The organism is Polynucleobacter sp. MWH-Jannik1A5, assembly GCF_018881795.1.
Taxonomy (GTDB): Bacteria; Pseudomonadota; Gammaproteobacteria; order Burkholderiales; family Burkholderiaceae; genus Polynucleobacter.
Genome location: NZ_JACVPQ010000001.1, coordinates 635,376 through 652,712, shown reverse-complemented (window position 1 = coordinate 652,712; position 17,337 = coordinate 635,376). Strand labels below are relative to the sequence as shown.

Genomic DNA, 17,337 nt, shown 5'->3' with positions numbered 1-17,337 from the left:
ATCTCGATGCGCTTAAGCTTTAGCTTTAGCTTGACGTTGACACATTGGGAAGCCCAGCTTTTCTCTGGACTCAAAGTAGGCTTGAGCAACAGCGCGTGAAAGATTGCGAATGCGTCCAATATAGGCCGCACGTTCAGTAACAGAGATGGCGCCGCGAGCATCCAGCAAATTAAAGGTATGCGCTGCTTTTAAAACCATTTCATAAGCAGGAAGCGCTAGTGGTACCTCCATCAAACGCTTTGCTTCGCTTTCATAATTTGTGAAGTTGGCAAAGAGTAAATCGGTATTGGAGTGTTCAAAGTTATAACAAGATTGTTCAACTTCATTTTGGTGATACACGTCACCATAAGAGATGCCGTCAGCCCATACTAGGTCGTATACTTTAGAGCAGTTCTGGATATACATTGCCAAACGTTCGATACCATAAGTGATCTCGCCAAGAACAGGTTTGCAATCTAAGCCACCCACTTGCTGGAAATAAGTAAATTGCGTCACTTCCATGCCATTAAGCCAAACTTCCCAGCCTAGCCCCCAAGCGCCAAGCGTTGGGTTCTCCCAGTCATCCTCTACAAAGCGAACATCATTCTCTTTAAGATCTAAACCTAGTGCAGCAAGAGAGCCCAAATACAGATCGAGAATATTTTCAGGCGCAGGCTTAAGTACCACTTGGTATTGATAGTAGTGCTGCAGGCGATTCGGGTTCTCACCGTAACGACCATCTTTTGGTCTCCGTGATGGCTGAACGTACGCAGCTTTCCAAGGCTCTGGACCGATGGCCCGTAAGAAGGTTGCAGTATGAGATGTACCGGCACCAACCTCGAGGTCGATGGGTTGCAATAGGGCACAACCTTGTTGGTCCCAATAATCTTGAAGTTTGAGAATGATTTGCTGAAAAGTAAGCATGATTAACCTGGCTAAGCCATTGATTTTACATGGCTAGAGGGCTTAGGAGTTAAAAATACCTAAAAACGCCTATGACTAATCAAGCCCCAGACCAGCAGTAGGCAAGAAATACCCAAAATCGGTAAATTGCCCCAAATAACATATGGCGTTTTTCCGGAATAAGCCTGGACTTGGGTGCTTAGGGTGCCTTGAGTAAATTCCGGAAGCGCTTTTAATACTTTGCCATCAGGGCCTAAGACGGCGGTAATGCCCGTATTGGTAGCGCGTAAGGCGGGAAGACCGGTCTCTAAAGAGCGCAACTGCGAGAGTCTAAGTTGCTGAGTGGACGCCTGCGATTCTCCAAACCAAGCAAGATTGGTCATATTGATTAGTAGATTGACTGGCTTATCACTATGTTGAATACGAGAGGCAAGCTCACCCCCAAAAACATCTTCATAGCAAATCGTAATCGCCGCATAAATATCTTCTTGACCTTTACGCACAATCGCAAAAGGTGATTGATCTAATTTACCTCTAGCAAAGTCACTCATCGGCACATGAAAAGCATTGACGAACCACTGAAATCCGGGAGGAATAAATTCTCCGAAGGGAACAAGATGAGCTTTATCGTATTGATAGGCTGAAGTATTTGGGGAGAGGCCGGTGGCACGATTCGAATATTGCATGCCATTTGTACCGGGTACCTCGCCAATCAATCCAAGCAGAAGATTGCTATTACTATTATTAGAAAAATCTTGAAGATAATTCACAAGACCGATTGGTAAATTAGGAATTGGCCACGGGAATGCAGTTTCAGGAATGATGATGAGATTAGCCGCTTGCTTGGTTATTTCGCCAGCATAAAAATCAATTTGTCGGCTGATGGCCTGAGGATTAAATTTCAGACTTTGCTCAAAGTTACCCTGAATCAGTCGAATGCTAATGGGTTCTCCAATAGGTTTAGTGAAAGTAAATGCACCAGCGACTTGAGCGATTCCAATTGCAGCCATGATGAGAATTGCACTGGAGATCGAATGTTTGCGAATTTGATAAAGCTCCCAGGAGGCCCAAACCATCAAGAAGGTGCAGGCTAGACCGCCAAAGAGAGGCGCGATAAGAGCGAAGGGGCCATTGAATTGGGTTTCAGCAAGACCCATCCAAGGAAATCCAGTGAAGATATAGCCGCGCAGAAACTCCGCAAGCACCCAGCTTGCCGCAAGAAATAAGCCGGCGAGCCGATTCTTTTTAAATACAGTAATTGCCAGCGTGGCCATAGCAAAGTAAATAGCTACATAGGCTGATAGTAGAAATACCCCCATACCAGCGAGCAATGCATTCATGCCGCCAACATCATGCAGGCTAATGTAAAGCCACCATAGACCCACAACAAAATAGCCAATTCCAAAAGTGAGGCCCAAGGCGAATTGTTTTTTAAATGAGTTATGAGATTGTGGATCTAGTCGCCACCAAAGAATGCTTAAAAGAGGAATCTGAATCCAGCCACCGTAGGGAAGTTCGGCAGCTAGTGCAAGTGCCGCACCTAATAACAACAAAGTAATTGGTGAAAATATTTTGACACTCATGCGCTGTTGATAAGGGTGCTGATCAAGCAAGGCGAATCTCAGTCAGGTTTTTTATTGGTTTGTCGTGCAAGAAGAATATGAATTTGTCTTGGGTCGGCACGCTGTACTTCAAATTCAATACCATCGATTTCAATGAGCTCACCTATCTTGGGTACCCGGCCAAGATGTTGAATAACCAATCCAGCTACCGTCTCAATATCTTCAAGCTCGAAGTGGGTGCCCAGTGCTTCATTGAATTGCTCAAGCTCAGTAATGCCTTTGACGCGGATGTCGCCGTTATCTAGGGGAATGAGATTATCTGCCTCTTCATCAACATCATGCTCATCTTCAATATCACCAACGATTTGCTCAAGGACGTCCTCAATCGTAATAATTCCTGCTACGCCACTATATTCATCAACCACAATCGCTAAGTGATTGCGATTGTCTTTAAAGTCGCGTAATAACACGCTGAGGCGCTTAGATTCCGGAATAAAGACTGCTGGACGCAACCAGTCTCGAACTTGAAAGTCTTTTTCTGTTGCATGACGCAATAAATCTTTAGCGAGCAATATGCCGATAACGTTGTCTCGACTACCTTCAAATACAGGAAAACGTGAGTGAGCTGCTTCGATCACGCTCTTGATAATCTCAGGTAGCGCTTGGTTGATATCGATCCAATCAATTTGGGCGCGGGGTACAAGAATATCGCGTGCGCATAACTGACCAACCTGAAAGACGCCCTCAATCATGGAGAGTGCATCGGCATCGATTAGGCCTTCGACTTGAGCTTCACGCAGAGTTTCGATCAACTCTTGACGACGTTCGCTGGGCTCCGTTGGCTGAGGAGTTAAAAAATCGGCTAAACGGTCTAAAAAGGATTTATTGGGGTCAGGCATATAGCAAGAATAGCGTAGAAATAAGTCAAACCATTAGTAGGGGTTGGCAAAACCCAATTTTTCGAGAATCTGGATTTCTAATGCTTCCATCTTCTTGGCATCCTTCATCACTTCATGATCATGGCCTTGGGCATGGAGGCAGCCATGCACAATCAAATGTGCCAAATGGGCATTCAGCAACTTACCCTGCTCTTTCGCTTCTTTCTGTAAGACGGGAAGACAAAAAATAATATCTGCAACTAGCTCATTTTTTGAAAGATCGTAAGGAAAAGTTAATACATTGGTTGCGTAATCTTTTTGACGAAAAGCCATGTTCAACTTTTTACCCTCTGTAGCATTAACAAAGCGAAGAGTGATCAGACCGCCAAGCGGTGTTGCGCTTTTAACCCATTTTTTTATCAAAGTAGGTGAAGCAATTTTTCCAAGAGTGGATTCAATTGCTGGGCTAGCGAATTGCAGATCAATTGCCAGCTTGGGTGAAGCAACTTTTTTCTTAACTAACATGCGCTTCCACCAATTCCCCTCTTAGGGTGTAGTTAAGAACTTCGGTAATACGAATGTCTACTATTTGACCAATCAGATTCTCGATGTCTTGATCGGGCGCTGTGAAATGAATTACACGATTATTTTCAGCACGTCCTTGCAAATTGATGCCATCTTTAGCAAGTCCCTCAATTAATACTCGCTCAGTATTGCCCAGCATTTGCTGACTAATTTGATTAGCCTGTCCCTCTACAAGGGCCAACAATGTTTGAAGGCGCTTTAGTTTGACTTCGTAAGGCGTGTCATCGTGCAGGTTGGCGGCTGGTGTGCCTGGGCGTGGGCTAAAGATAAAGCAAAAGCTGTTGTCAAAATTTAACTCTTTGACCATCTTGAGTAATTTCTCAAAGTCTGCTTCAGTCTCACCTGGAAACCCCACAATGAAGTCGCTTGATAGCGTGAGGTCAGGACGAGCGGCTCGCATTTTGCGAATAATGCTTTTGAACTCTAGTGCGGTGTACCCACGTTTCATTGCTGACAACATGGCATCAGATCCATGTTGTACGGGTAGATGCAGGTGACTCACCAGCTTAGGTACTTTTGCATATACATCAATGAGACGTTGTGTAAATTCTTTAGGGTGGCTGGTGGTAAATCGGATCCGTTCAACCCCAGGAATTTCCGCAATGTATTCAATAAGCAGAGCAAAGTCAGCGATTTCTTCGGTATCACCCATCTTGCCTAAATACGCATTGACGTTTTGACCAAGAAGCACAATTTCTTTGACGCCCTTACTGGCAAGTCCAGCTACTTCAGTGAGTACATCATCAAAAGGCCTGGAGACTTCCTCGCCACGTGTATAGGGTACAACGCAGTAGCTGCAATATTTGGAGCAGCCCTCCATGATTGATACATAGGCTGAGCCACGAGTTTGGCGTGATGCCGGAAGATGATCAAACTTTTCAATCTCCGGAAAGGAAATGTCTACTTGAGAGATCCCAGTTTTACGGCGCTCTGCAATGAGGTCGGATAGACGATGCAATGTTTGGGGGCCAAAGACCACATCCACGTAGGGTGCTCGACTAACAATTTGCTGACCTTCTTGGCTTGCCACGCAACCACCAACACCAATCAATAGGTTGGGCTTGGTTTTCTTGAGCTCGCGAAGTCGACCTAAATCTGAAAAGACTTTATCTTCAGCTTTTTCTCGAATGGAGCAAGTATTCAGAAGAACAACATCAGCATCTTCTGGTCGATCTGTCATAACCATGCCTTCATCGGCATGTAATAGGTCGGCCATCTTGCCCGAGTCATACTCGTTCATTTGACAGCCGAAGGTTTTGATATAGAGCTTTTTCATATGCCGTTCTCAGGTTTATAACTGGGGGCGAAGCTCAGATTTTACCGCCTAAGCCTGACTTAGGCCCTAGATGAGTCGATAAGCTAGAACGGCCACTAGCGTGGGCGGAATTGCAGCAATTAGTAAATAGAGTGCTGAGACTGCGCCATTTGGAAAGTGCTGCCGCAGGATAGCGATACCTGCTGGGTTAGGCGCATTGGCAATGACGGTAAGACCGCCGCCTGCAACAGCGCCTCCCACCAAAGCCAGCTTGAATTCTGGAGATGTCCCAGTCACTAAGGAGCCTAGATAGGTAAGCGCTGCATTATCGGTGAAAGCGGTTAACACTAGGCTGCCATAAAAGACTGCAGTAGGACTCATCATTTCTAGAATAGGCTGTAGCCACCAACCCTGTAGTGAACCTAGTACGACTAAGCCGCCTAAGAAAAAACCGACCAGTAAGGCTTCTTTCAGAATCAGTGGGCTTTGATGTTTTGGATAAGCCGTGGTGTAGCCAATAAAGAACAACAGAATCCAAGTAAAAATAATTGGATCATGCGCAAATACGACTACACCAAATAAAAAGAGCAGATGCATCAAAATTACGGCCAATGGAATTTGGACTTCTTTCTTTTCTGTATCAGGCTCAATGAGTTGGCGATGAAATAAAAGTGTGACTACTAGAGCGTTAATAAAAATGGCAATACAAGACTCTATGCCAAAGTTAGCAAACATAAATGCTGAACTCCAACTCCAAGTAGAGGCCACCATCAGTACTGGTGGTGCAGCAAAGTTGGTGAGTGTTCCGCCAATGGAGATATTGACGAAGAGAACACCAAGCGTTCCAAATAGGAGGGCTGTCGAGCATTTATGGCGATAGACCAAATCACGCAGTAAGAAGGCCGCCAGGGTCATAGCAGCTGGCTCGGTGATGACTGAGCCTAGAAGTGGGGTGATCGCCAGAGTTAAAAAATATAAAGCAGGAGCACTTCTGATGCGCAATAGATATTGCAGTGCCATCGCTAAAACATGCAGTATTTTCGTTGCAAAATACAAGATAGGTTTTGTGCCAGCGACAATCATGATGGCAAAAACAAAGAGCGGTTCTGTGAAATTGCGTTTATTTAAAAAATCTTTAGCAGTACTTAAACCGTCATCTAGCGAAATGAAAATAACCAGGATGGCCGCCCAAAAACCAAAGACAATTTCAACTTCACCCAGAAGATGCCAAAGGCCGGCATGACGCGGAGACTTTTTAGCAATAGATTCAAAATAGCCGGTACAAAAAGTATGCAAAACTGCGATTGCAAAAATAATGCTTGCACCAAGTTCAGTGGGGGTAAAGTTCATAGCAGAATGGTAGCAGGTGCTTGGTATGAATGAGATATTGTTAATTTAGGAGATTTCGTGAAATTAAAGATTGGATATCAAGAGCTCATTCAGAGCGCCATGGCTGAAATCGAGACTCTTTCCTTGGAAAAAGCGCAGCAATTGTTAGTGGACCCTAATGTGGTGTTCATCGATATTCGCGATGTCCGTGAATTAGAACGCGAGGGCATGATCCCCAATGCGTTTCACGCCCCTCGGGGGATGCTGGAGTTTTGGGTTGATCCTGATAGCCCCTATTACAAGCCGATCTTTGGCGAAGGCAAGCAGCTAGTCTTGTATTGCGCCTCTGCTTGGCGTTCTGCTCTATCTACGCAGATGCTGCAGAAAATGGGTGTGCCAAACATTTGTCATTTAGAGGGTGGTTTTAGTGCCTGGAAGAAAGCGCAACTACCGACTATGGAAAGGGCAAGCAAGCCTCATTCCGGTTAAAGTCACTCTTAATGATGTTTCGACCCATTATTTTTTTAGGATCTTTATGAGAAAAGTTGTCTCACAGTTTGGCGAAGGCCCTCTGCAGCAAAAATTGACTGCTGGCGAATTGCATTTTTTGTCTGACGCAGAAACCGCTAAAGGAGGCTCCGGAACAGGGCCAAGTCCTCACGAATATCTTGGCGCTGCCTTAGCGGCTTGTACATCGATGACTTTAAAAATGTATGCTGGTCGCAAAGCAATGAATTTAGAAAATGCCATTGTGACGGTAGATATCGAACGCACAAATGATGTTGAAACATTTTCACGTGAGATTCAGTTACAAGGAAACTTAAGCTCAGAAGAAAAAGAGCGCTTAATGGAGATTGCAGATAAGTGCCCTATTCATAAAGCATTGGCTGGGCAGATCCAAATAAAAACCCAGCTGGTAAATTAATACGAGCTGGGTTTGTTTTACTGCGCTTAGGCCTGAATGGGCCGGGCTTTAAAGCTTAGTAGGTCGACTTAATTAGGCGCCTTAGCTGGCTGGTTATTTTTACCTGCGTTATAGCCAGCATTGTAATTGGCACCTTCATTTTTCTTATAAGCGTCGTATACATAACCAGAAGCTGCGCCAACGGCTGCACCACCAACTGCACCCCAGATAGGATTGCCGTGGAAGATTGCAGTGCCAACGGCACCAGCTGCTGCGCCAATGCTCGCGCCTGAGAGTGTACGTTGCTCAGTATTGCTCATATTTGAGCAACCGGCGATTGCTAGAGTTGCTGCGGTAATCGCGATAATTTTTTTCATATCAACTGATCCTTTAAAAGTGTATTAGTTTGGCTAGTCGCTGAAATTATTTTCTAGCGCAAGGGAAGCGTGAAGCTAAGAAGCCCAAGAAAACACCGGCAGCTGGTTTGTCAGCTACTTGTGGATTGCTTTGCGCAAACTTTACAAAATCACCAATCACTTCATCACGTGATGGAGCTGGTTGCTTAACGCAAATAAATGGCTTTGCACGTTGTGGATGGCGAGTGGCTAAATAAGTTTCATAAACAGAAGTGGTAAAGCCGATACAGAAGCTGCGTGATTCTGGGCTTGCAGGGAGTTTGCAAACATTAGCAAGTTCTTGTGTGCTTAATACTTTGATGGTTTCTTGTGCTTGTGCAAAGCCTGAAAAAGCGGCTAAAGCGGCCAATGCAATGAGGAATTTCTTCATGGGTTCTCCCTTAGGTGTATGTAAAAACGATGATAAACCATAAATATGGGTACTTAATGCACTAAATGGGTGCAGCTCGCACTTCTTTGGGTTTTTATATTCCCCATAATGATGCAAAAAATACGAGGGGAAATTTCATGGAAACTTTGAAAACAGGTAGCGATGCTTTATTCATCTTGCTCGGTGCAATCATGGTTCTTGCCATGCATGCGGGCTTTGCGTTCTTGGAGCTGGGGACTGTTCGCAAGAAAAACCAAGTCAATGCGTTGGTAAAAATCTTGGTGGACTTTGCAGTCTCAACTATTGCGTATTTCTTTATTGGTTACAGCATTGCTTATGGTGTGAACTTTTTCTCTGGCGCCGAGTTGCTCGCTGAGAAGAATGGTTACGAATTAGTGAAGTTTTTCTTCTTGCTCACCTTTGCTGCTGCAATCCCTGCCATTATTTCAGGCGGCATAGCAGAGCGCGCAAAATTTAATCCTCAACTTATTGCTACCTTTATCTTGGTGGGTTTTATTTACCCCTTCTTCGAAGGTATTGCCTGGAATCAACATTACGGTATTCAGGCTTGGATTAAAGGCTTAACTGGTGAAGAGTTCCATGACTTTGCTGGTTCAGTTGTAGTCCATGCCGTGGGCGGATGGATTGCCTTGCCTGCAGTCATTCTGCTAGGTGCACGTCGTGGTCGTTACACCAAAGAAGGTCAAATCTCCGCTCATCCACCATCAAGCATTCCTTTCTTGGCATTGGGTGCATGGATTTTGGCGGTAGGTTGGTTTGGTTTTAATGTGATGAGTGCACAAACGATCGACAAGATCAGTGGATTGGTTGCAATGAATTCCTTGATGGCGATGGTTGGTGGCACATTGGCTGCTTGGGTGGTTGGCCGTAATGACCCGGGCTTTACCTATAACGGGCCACTCGCTGGTTTAGTCGCAGTTTGTGCCGGCTCAGATTTAATGCATCCTCTTGGCGCTTTATTTGTTGGTTTAGTTGCTGGCGGACTGTTTGTATATATGTTTACCTTGGTTCAAAACCGCTGGAAATTAGATGATGTTCTCGGTGTTTGGCCACTGCATGGACTATGCGGTCTTTGGGGTGGGCTAGCCGCCGGTATTTTTGGTACCAAAGCTTTTGGTGGTCTCGGCGGCATTACTTTTACCGGTCAACTAATTGGTAGCGCCTTAGGTGTAGGTATCGCACTGATCGGTGGTTTTGTCGTATACGGCGCCCTGAAGGCGACCTTAGGTATTCGCATGTCTCAAGAAGAAGAGTTCGAAGGCGCCGATTTAAGTGTGCACCGCATTTCTTCAACACCTGATCGCGAGCCTAACTGGTAATTCACTTTTAGTGCATAGTCGTTCATCTATAGCCTGATTCATACCTATAATGAGTCATGGCTATATTTGAACTAGACGGAAATGCTCCTCACTTAGCTGAGGGCGCTTGGGTTGCTGAGAGTGCAGAAGTGATCGGCAAAGTAGAGCTTCATCAGGATGCAAGCATCTGGCCTAAAGTCGTGATCCGTGGCGATAACGACCTCATTCAAATTGGCGAAGGTAGTAATGTGCAAGACGCATCTGTTTTGCATACCGACCCCGGTTATCCGCTCATGATTGGTAAGCATGTCACTGTTGGCCATCAAGTGATGCTGCACGGCTGTCAGATTGGCGACGGCAGTTTGATTGGTATTGGTGCAGTGATTTTGAATGGCGCCAAGATTGGTAAAAACTGTTTGGTGGGTGCCGGCGCTCTGGTGACTGAGGGAAAAGAATTTCCGGACGGCTCTATGATTTTGGGAACCCCAGCAAAAGCGGTAAAAGAATTGACTGCAGAGCAAATAGCGGGGATTCACGACATCGCTGGACGTTACGTGAAAAATGCACAGCGTTATGTCAAAACGCTGAAAAAAATTGCCTAACCCCCTCAATCAATTTTGCTCTACGTATTCAATGTAGTTCTACCTGTTTTCTTGCTCATACTGATTGGGTATGTTGGCGGGCGCGTTGGTAAGCTAGGCATCAATGCCTCAACTGAGTTAAACCGGTTTGTTGTTTGGTTGGCTTTGCCTGCGCAACTATTTAACTTCGCCGCCAATAGCGGCTGGCAAACACTGTGGCAGCCCAGTTTTATCACCGCTTTTTTTCTGAGCTGCTTAATTGTTTTTGCCTTAGTGCTACTAGTGAGCTGGATACGTCATCGAGACTTAGCTGCCGCCAGCTTTGACGGCCTCAGTGCTTCTTATTCAAATACCGGATACATGGGCATTCCATTGTGCGCACTTGCCCTTGGTCAGGATGGGCTGGCTCCAGCCATTATTTCTACTTTTATTGTGTTCGTGATGTTTGCATTGGCAACAGTATTTATTGAGATTGGTATCTTGTCGCATAAGAAGTCTCATGAGATCGTCTTAAGCGTTATTAAATCCTTGTGCACCAATCCATTACTCATAGCTCCAGTCGCCGGTTTGATATGGGCTTCTAGTGAATTGACTTTGTACGATCCGGTTGCTCAAGTGATTTCATTTTTAGCGGCTGCTTCTACGCCATGCGCTTTAGTTTCAATTGGTTTATTTCTGATGCAAAAGAGTGCTGTCGCGCCATCGAGGGCATGGGGTATTAGTTTGGCAAAGTTAATACTGCAACCCTTAATTGCTTGGATGATAGCGGGTCCGATTTTGGGCTTACCTGATTTATGGGTAAGTGCTATTGTGATTTTGAGCGCCTTGCCCACTGGTACTGGGCCTTTTATGTTGGCTCAGTATTACAAAGCTGATGGCAGCATTATTTCTAGGGTGGTATTGATTACTACCGTGAGCTCTTTGTTCACGCTCTCATTATTTCTGTGGTGGAGCAACGGGGTTTGAGCCTTCGGCATCTATTTGTTTTTCCCAGGATGCATCAATAAAAGCAGGCAACTTCATACACTCATGAAAAATGCTCATGAGTGTAGGGTAGGGCTCCACATCTACTTTTGCGCTCAGTGCGTTAAATAGCTGAGGCACCAAGCAGACATCTATTAAGCTTGGCTTGTCGCCATAAGCAAATCTTCCAACTCTGGTGTCATGACTTAATTGTTTTTCAATGCTCTCGAGCCCAACTCTGATCCAGTGCTGGTACCACTCATCCTTGGCTTCATTGCTAAGGCCGAGTTTTTTGATGAGGTAGCGGAGTACGCGAACATTATTGATTGGATGAATGTCGCTGGTGATGTCCATTGCTATTGAACGTACCCAAGCTCGATCAATTGCAATTTTTGGCAATAGTGCGGGCTCAGCCTGAATTTCATCAAGATACTCAATAATTGCCAAGGATTGATGAATGCTTTTCTGACCCTCCTCAAAAAGAGGTACTAAGCGATTGGGATTTTTGCTGCTAAATACCTCACTCATTTGCTCGCCACCATTTTTACTGAGGTGGATTGGAATGGTGTCGAATTTCATGCCCTTTAGGTTAAGGGCAATACGCACACGAAAGGCAGCAGAGCTGCGCCAAAAGCTATACAGCTTGGGGGTCATATCAATGCCTTATCTGAATGTCTGAACTCATGACTAACAGTATATTCAGAATGGCCATTCAAGATAGGACTCAAGCAAAGTGCTTTAGACTCATTGCTATGGAAGATATTAATTTTTGGATCGGCATTATTGCAACCATGGCCTTTGCTGTGACGGGAGTATTGGCCATTGCAGATCGTGGCGTCGATCTATTTGGTGTTTTGGTTCTCGGATTAATCACCGCAATTGGTGGCGGTACTATTCGCGACATTATTTTGGAGGTACCCACCTTCTGGTCGGACAATCAAATATATGTATGGCTTGCCTTGGGCGCAAGCGTGCTGACATTTTTCGCAGAATCGTTTTTTACCCAACCGCAAATTTATCGTTGGATGTTGTATATCGATGGCTTTGGCGCTGCTCTATTTGCGATTCAGGGCGCTGATAAAGCATGGAATATGAATTTTGGTTTGCCTGTTGCACCAGTCATCTTAGGTGTAATTACCGCGATCGGTGGCGGCCTATTACGTGATGTGCTTGCCGGCAGAAAAACGCTAATCATGTCCCATGAGCTTTATGCGATTCCGGTGACCTTGGGTTGTGTTGCTTATGTTTTGGTGCTGAACTTCTTGCCGCAGCATGTGGTTGAAGGATCTGTGATTTGTATGTTCGGAATTTTTGGGCTACGCGCAGCCGCCATTTATTGGGATCTGCGCGTACCTAAAATGTTTATTACTAAAACGCGCTAACCGCACCATCGCTACGAGGATCCCATCCGCCACGCAATGTGCCTGATGGATCACGAATGATGCAGCCAGCATGTCCTACGGTTTCATCAAACGCATCGAGCATTTCTATCTCATGACCTAAAGCATGAAGCTCTTTGGCTACCCAAGGGCTAAAGCGGGACTCGAGTTTTAGGCTGTCACTTGTTTGACCCCAAGTGCGACCGAGCAACCAGCGTGGACGGCTGATAACATCTTGTGGGTCTAAGCCGTAAGTGGCAGTGCGAGTAAAGACGGCGCATTGCGTTTGCGGTTGACCATCACCACCCATCGTTCCATAAACCATCGAGCGCCCATCTTTGAATAAAGCCATCGCTGGATTCAATGTGTGGAATGGTTTGCGATAGGGCTCAAGATGATTCAGTGTATTCGGGTCAAGTGAAAAACTGCAGCCACGGTTTTGCCAGTTCACGCCAGATTTAGGCAGCACAATGCCAGCGCCAAACTCGTGATAAATACTTTGAATGAATGAGACGCAATTGCCATCACCATCAATGACGCCCATCCAAATCGTATCGGCCGGTCCCTTGCCTTGGCCCCAAGGTAAAGCTTTGTTGGGGTCAATATTCTTAGCAAGTTTTTTTAAGAATGCAGGCGATAAGAAAGACTGTGCATTTTTTGTCATGTACGCAGGATCAGTGACAAATTGATCGCGAATTTTGAATGCTTGCTTAGTGGCCTCAACACAATGATGTACATACTCAGCGCTATCGACCTTAAAGCGTTTTAAGTTCAACTGATCCAAGATCCCGATGATCATTAATGACACAACACCTTGAGTAGGTGGAATCATGTTGTACACCTTACCCAGACTATGCTTGAGCTCTAATGGATCAATGAGTTTGGCGTGATGACGATGCAAATCATCGAGGCGCAATGGACTGCCAATGTTGATTAGCTCTTTTGCAAGGAGTTCAGCAAGATCGCCGCGGTAATAATCGTCCGTTCCCTTGGTGGCAATTTGACGCAAGGTTTTTGCCAGGCGCTCTTGTTTAAAGATGCTGCCAACCGCAGGTGCTTTGCCATCCACTAAAAAAGTTTTTGCAAATCCAGGGATGGAGTTAAGCTCCTCACGCTTCTTTGCAGTCAAGCTGGATTGACTATAAGTAACTGGTACACCTGCTTCTGCGTAATGAATGGCATCAGCCAATAAGCGAGACAGGGGAATCTTGCCGCCCAAGCCTTGTTTGGAGAGTTTGTGAGCGGCGCCCCAGCCAGAGATAGTTCCGGCAACTGTATTTGCAGCAACGGGCCCTCTAAAAGGAATGGTTTTAGTAATACCTCGCTCCGCATACCATTGCTTAGTTGCTAAACCAGCTGCAGCACCGCAAGCATCGATGCCACCCATAGCCTTGCCAGGTGAGTGAACAACCCAAAATGAGTCGCCACCTATTGAGTTCATATGGGGATAGACAACTGCAATCGTTGCGGCTGCCGCCACCATTGCCTCTAAAGCGTTACCACCTTCCCGCAGAACTGTTATGGCTGATTCAGAAGCGAGTGAATGTGGCGCTACCGCCATTCCTCGAATTCCCCATTTTTGTTGCATGGTTATTGTGTCTCCAATATATAAACTGCTGCCTATGCATTAGACGCTAGGCTAGTACTTGTTGTGAAATTGCCTCTAGTTTCCTGATTTCTCGGGAAAACCCCGATCCTATTTGATGGGGAATTACCCTAACTAGTGGATTTCTTTGAATTTTTTCAAAGCATAATCGACCCGTTGTTTTTTTATTTAATAAAAATAGTTAGGAGCTACTGATGTCAACATCAACTAAAGCAGCCCCAATGACCGCTGAAGAACGCAAAGTTATTTTTGCATCATCTTTAGGTACGGTTTTTGAGTGGTACGACTTTTATCTTTACGGTTCTTTGGCTGCCGTTATCGCCAAGCAGTTCTTCTCAGGCTTAGATGCTGGCTCTGCCTTCATTTTCGCTTTGTTAGCGTTTGCTGCTGGTTTCATCGTGCGTCCATTCGGCGCGTTGGTGTTCGGTCGCTTAGGCGATTTGATCGGACGTAAATATACGTTCTTGGTCACCATCCTGTTAATGGGTGGCGCAACCTTCATCGTAGGTATTCTGCCTAACTACGCAACTATCGGTGTTGCTGCTCCAGTTATCTTGATCGCATTGCGTATGCTTCAAGGTTTGGCTTTGGGCGGTGAGTACGGTGGTGCTGCTACTTACGTTGCAGAACATGCTCCTCACGGTAAGCGTGGTGCCTACACAGCTTGGATTCAAACAACCGCTACTTTAGGTTTGTTCCTCTCCTTGCTCGTGATTTTGTTCACACGTGAATTCACTGGTCCAGACTTTGATGTTTGGGGCTGGCGTATTCCTTTCATCGCTTCTATCGCATTGTTGGCGATCTCTGTATGGATTCGTTTGTCCATGAATGAGTCTCCAGCTTTCAAGAAGATGAAAGAAGAAGGCAAGTTGTCAAAAGCTCCTTTGTCCGAGTCATTCGGCCAGTGGAAGAACTTGAAGATTGTTATCTTGGCATTGTTTGGTCTGGTTGCAGGTCAAGCGGTGGTTTGGTACACAGGCCAGTTCTACGCTTTGTTCTACCTCACACAAGTTTTGAAGGTAGATGCTAAGACTGCGAACTTGTTGATTGCTGCTTCATTGGTAATCGGCACACCGTTCTTCGTAGTATTTGGTGCATGGTCTGACAAGATTGGCCGTAAAGTAATCATCATGAGCGGCTTGCTCTTGGCAATCATTACTTACATCCCAAATACACCAGTTTCCGTATTTAATGCTTTGACCCACTTTGCTAACCCAGCGTTAGAAAAAGCGATGGCAACTGCACCAGCTACGATTACTGCTGATGTCAATGAATGTACATTCCAGTTCAACCCAACAGGTACAGCGAAGTTCACAAGTTCTTGCGATATTGCAAAACAAGTGATGGCGTCTAACTCTGCAAGCTACAGCACAATCCCTGGCCCAGCCGGCGGTACAGCTGTTGTGAAGATCGGTGATACAGAAATCACTGGTTACTCAGCAAAAGGTATGGCTCCAGCAGATTTGAAAGCTAAGGATGCTGAGTTCAAGAAGCAAATTCGTGATGCGTTGAATGCTGCTGGCTACCCAGCTAAAGCTGATTCCTCACAAATTAACTACGTAGCTGTATTGGCTTTGTTGGTGTTCTTGGTGATCTTGGTAACCATGGTTTATGGCCCAATCGCTGCGATGCTTGTTGAGATGTTCCCAACTCGTATTCGTTACACCTCTATGTCATTGCCATACCATATCGGTAACGGTTGGTTCGGTGGCTTGTTGCCAACGATCTCCTTCGCCTTGGTTGCGCAAAACGGTAACATTTACTACGGTCTCTGGTACCCAATCATCATCGCTGCGATGACATTGGTAATCGGTACACTGTTTGTTAAAGAAACCAAAGACGTAGATATCTACGCACGTGACTAAGCTTCTTTAGTCTGTAACAAATAAAAAACCCGATCAGAAATGGTCGGGTTTTTTTATTCCCACAAATCTTTTTGATTGCGATTATTTAAGAGCTTGTGATTTTGCTGGGCGATAGAGGTTTCTCTTGATCCTGGAATGAGTTCAATTTGAGCGCCAGCAGTAAGCGCCCCGGTTTTGATCACCCGCAAATACCAGCCACTAAAGCCTGATTGCAGCATTGCCTTTGCGGCGCCTTTGTAGCGCATTGTGGCGTTAAATTTAAAGCAGGGTTCACGTAGTTTGACGACTGCAAATTCCAATTCCCCAATCCGCAGTCGATCACCAACAAACACCTCTGTTTCTAACAGGCCTTCTATTGTGAAATTTTCGCCAATAGCTCCATGTTCTAAATGAACCGACTGCTTAGTCTCACGAGTCAATAGTTCGTTCCAAAACGCGTAGTGTTCTGCCGGATAAACATAGATGGCTTTTTCAATACCGCCGTGTACTGATAGGTCTGCCTGCTCATCGCCTTTAACGCCAAGGGTAGTAATGTCGACGGTAGCGGGGTTGTCTAAAGCACTCACCGCTTTCTTGCGAATTGCTGAAGCGACGGATTTGTAGTCGGAGTGATGATTGCCAAACAAAGGCATGACTTTGCCGGCGGAGATGGTGAGTAGACGCATAAGTAAAAATGACTGATAAGATCAAGTTATCTATTGAAGAAAGTAAATGATGCACTTTTATAAAGTAGTTTCCACTCTATTTTTGAGTCTATTCATCAGTCAAGCTGCTTTTGCTAAATGGGATGAAGAGCGTGACATGACCGCCAATGGTAAAGAGGAGTTGGTCTACTACTACAAGATGAATGAGCAGGGGCAAAAGCTTGTGTTGGATAAGTATGTAAAGCGCCTGATTTTTATTCGCCCTGACAGGCTCTACAAACGCTCCATTAAACAGATCAAGATTGATGGAGTCGCGGTGGACGTCACCAGCGACCCTTTTTCTCGCTACCCCGAGCAAACAGCCATTGTTTTTGACAACAAGGATGAGGTGCTGAAAAAGCTCTTTTTGGCAAAAAAGATCGAATTTAATGTCTTGTATGGTCGAGACGAGGCTGTGAGCGTGTTTCAGATCAAATAAAGGCTAAATGGGTGCTCGGGGAGTCACCACCACTTCCTTTAGACAGATGAACCCTGATCATTTACAATAGCGAGTTCGGCGAATTAGCTCAGCTGGTTAGAGCGACGGAATCATAATCCGCAGGTCCGGGGTTCAAATCCCTGATTCGCCACCAAATCTAAAGGCCATTGCCCCTCGGCAGTGGCCTTTTTCTTAGGATGCTGGGTATGGCTAAATTTTGGAATTTCGTTATCTTCCAGCTTGGTTGGTTTGCCTGCGTACTAGGTGCGGCCAACAAGCAAGTATTTTGGGCGGTAGTTGCTACTCTGGCTTATATTGCCT

The 17,337-nt window shown here is 45.4% G+C and carries 19 protein-coding genes and 1 tRNA gene; 9 read left to right on the top strand and 11 right to left on the bottom strand.

Annotated elements, in window-relative coordinates:
- Positions 1-12: 12 nt before the first annotated feature.
- From glyQ to ICN23_RS03190, 6 genes are all read right to left on the bottom strand, one after another.
- On the bottom strand, positions 13-903 hold the full coding sequence (gene glyQ, locus ICN23_RS03215; protein WP_216230884.1) for a glycine--tRNA ligase subunit alpha: 891 nt from the start codon (positions 901-903) through the stop codon (positions 13-15).
- A gap of 59 nt (positions 904-962) precedes the next feature.
- A complete protein-coding gene (lnt, locus tag ICN23_RS03210; protein WP_216230883.1) occupies positions 963-2,465 on the bottom strand; it encodes an apolipoprotein N-acyltransferase in 1,503 nt (500 codons plus the stop codon).
- Positions 2,466-2,503: 38 nt separating this feature from the next.
- Entirely contained in the window at positions 2,504-3,343 is an 840-nt protein-coding gene (locus tag ICN23_RS03205) for an HlyC/CorC family transporter (RefSeq protein WP_216230882.1), read from the bottom strand.
- A gap of 33 nt (positions 3,344-3,376) precedes the next feature.
- Positions 3,377-3,847: an rRNA maturation RNase YbeY gene (gene ybeY / locus ICN23_RS03200; RefSeq protein WP_216230881.1), complete on the bottom strand. Its 471-nt coding sequence runs from the start codon at positions 3,845-3,847 to the stop codon at positions 3,377-3,379.
- Positions 3,837-5,183 carry a tRNA (N6-isopentenyl adenosine(37)-C2)-methylthiotransferase MiaB gene (gene miaB, locus ICN23_RS03195; protein WP_216230880.1) on the bottom strand — a complete coding sequence of 449 codons (1,347 nt, stop codon included), beginning with the start codon at positions 5,181-5,183 and terminating at the stop codon, positions 3,837-3,839. The genes ybeY and miaB overlap by 11 nt, the downstream gene beginning before the upstream one ends.
- Positions 5,184-5,249: 66 nt before the next feature.
- Positions 5,250-6,512, bottom strand: coding sequence for a putative Na+/H+ antiporter (locus ICN23_RS03190; protein ID WP_216230879.1), 1,263 nt, complete (start codon positions 6,510-6,512; stop codon positions 5,250-5,252).
- Positions 6,513-6,569: 57 nt separating this feature from the next.
- Between ICN23_RS03190 and ICN23_RS03185 the strand changes: the two genes are divergently transcribed.
- Both ICN23_RS03185 and ICN23_RS03180 read left to right on the top strand, forming a co-directional pair.
- The gene (locus ICN23_RS03185; protein ID WP_216230878.1) at positions 6,570-6,980 is read left to right on the top strand and encodes a rhodanese-like domain-containing protein; all 411 of its coding nucleotides are present in this window, start codon (positions 6,570-6,572) and stop codon (positions 6,978-6,980) included.
- Positions 6,981-7,026: 46 nt separating this feature from the next.
- Positions 7,027-7,416: an OsmC family protein gene (locus ICN23_RS03180; protein WP_216230877.1), complete on the top strand. Its 390-nt coding sequence runs from the start codon at positions 7,027-7,029 to the stop codon at positions 7,414-7,416.
- Positions 7,417-7,484: 68 nt separating this feature from the next.
- Here ICN23_RS03180 and ICN23_RS03175 read toward each other — a convergent pair whose 3' ends face one another.
- Positions 7,485-7,772 (bottom strand): glycine zipper domain-containing protein, encoded by a 288-nt coding sequence (locus ICN23_RS03175; protein WP_216230876.1) that lies wholly within the window; start codon positions 7,770-7,772, stop codon positions 7,485-7,487.
- A gap of 46 nt (positions 7,773-7,818) precedes the next feature.
- Positions 7,819-8,181, bottom strand: a complete 363-nt coding sequence (locus ICN23_RS03170; protein WP_216230875.1) for a Rap1a/Tai family immunity protein — start codon at positions 8,179-8,181, stop codon at positions 7,819-7,821.
- Positions 8,182-8,318: 137 nt separating this feature from the next.
- Between ICN23_RS03170 and ICN23_RS03165 the strand changes: the two genes are divergently transcribed.
- From ICN23_RS03165 to ICN23_RS03155, 3 genes are read left to right on the top strand one after another with little or no spacing between them, the layout of a single operon-like run.
- Positions 8,319-9,521, top strand: a complete 1,203-nt coding sequence (locus ICN23_RS03165; protein WP_216230874.1) for an ammonium transporter — start codon at positions 8,319-8,321, stop codon at positions 9,519-9,521.
- A gap of 56 nt (positions 9,522-9,577) precedes the next feature.
- Positions 9,578-10,102, top strand: coding sequence for a gamma carbonic anhydrase family protein (locus ICN23_RS03160; RefSeq protein ID WP_216230873.1), 525 nt, complete (start codon positions 9,578-9,580; stop codon positions 10,100-10,102).
- Between the two features lie 15 nt (positions 10,103-10,117).
- Positions 10,118-11,047 (top strand): AEC family transporter, encoded by a 930-nt coding sequence (locus ICN23_RS03155; protein ID WP_216230872.1) that lies wholly within the window; start codon positions 10,118-10,120, stop codon positions 11,045-11,047.
- Here the strand turns inward: ICN23_RS03155 and maiA are convergent.
- The gene (gene maiA, locus ICN23_RS03150) at positions 11,018-11,698 is read right to left on the bottom strand and encodes a maleylacetoacetate isomerase (RefSeq protein ID WP_216230871.1); all 681 of its coding nucleotides are present in this window, start codon (positions 11,696-11,698) and stop codon (positions 11,018-11,020) included. The two genes, ICN23_RS03155 and maiA, sit on opposite strands and share 30 nt — an antisense overlap.
- 98 nt (positions 11,699-11,796) lie before the next feature.
- Here maiA and ICN23_RS03145 point away from each other — a divergent pair, with 98 nt between their 5' ends.
- Positions 11,797-12,426: a trimeric intracellular cation channel family protein gene (locus ICN23_RS03145; RefSeq protein WP_216230870.1), complete on the top strand. Its 630-nt coding sequence runs from the start codon at positions 11,797-11,799 to the stop codon at positions 12,424-12,426.
- Here ICN23_RS03145 and ICN23_RS03140 read toward each other — a convergent pair.
- Positions 12,413-14,011, bottom strand: coding sequence for a gamma-glutamyltransferase family protein (locus tag ICN23_RS03140; RefSeq protein WP_216230869.1), 1,599 nt, complete (start codon positions 14,009-14,011; stop codon positions 12,413-12,415). The genes ICN23_RS03145 and ICN23_RS03140 overlap by 14 nt on opposite strands.
- Positions 14,012-14,223: 212 nt before the next feature.
- On the opposite strand from ICN23_RS03140, the gene ICN23_RS03135 reads away from it, so the two are divergent.
- A complete protein-coding gene (locus ICN23_RS03135) occupies positions 14,224-15,894 on the top strand; it encodes an MFS transporter (protein ID WP_216230868.1) in 1,671 nt (556 codons plus the stop codon).
- 53 nt (positions 15,895-15,947) lie between these two features.
- On the opposite strand, the gene ICN23_RS03130 is transcribed toward ICN23_RS03135, so the two are convergent.
- Complete coding sequence (locus ICN23_RS03130) at positions 15,948-16,559, bottom strand: MOSC domain-containing protein (protein WP_216230867.1); 612 nt, start codon at positions 16,557-16,559, stop codon at positions 15,948-15,950.
- A 46-nt stretch (positions 16,560-16,605) separates the two neighbouring features.
- Between ICN23_RS03130 and ICN23_RS03125 the strand changes: the two genes are divergently transcribed.
- Together ICN23_RS03125 and ICN23_RS03120 are read left to right on the top strand one after the other, a co-directional pair.
- Entirely contained in the window at positions 16,606-17,016 is a 411-nt protein-coding gene (locus ICN23_RS03125) for a hypothetical protein (protein WP_216230866.1), read from the top strand.
- A 77-nt stretch (positions 17,017-17,093) separates the two neighbouring features.
- Positions 17,094-17,170: transfer RNA gene (locus ICN23_RS03120), tRNA-Met, on the top strand.
- Positions 17,171-17,337: the final 167 nt, after the last annotated feature.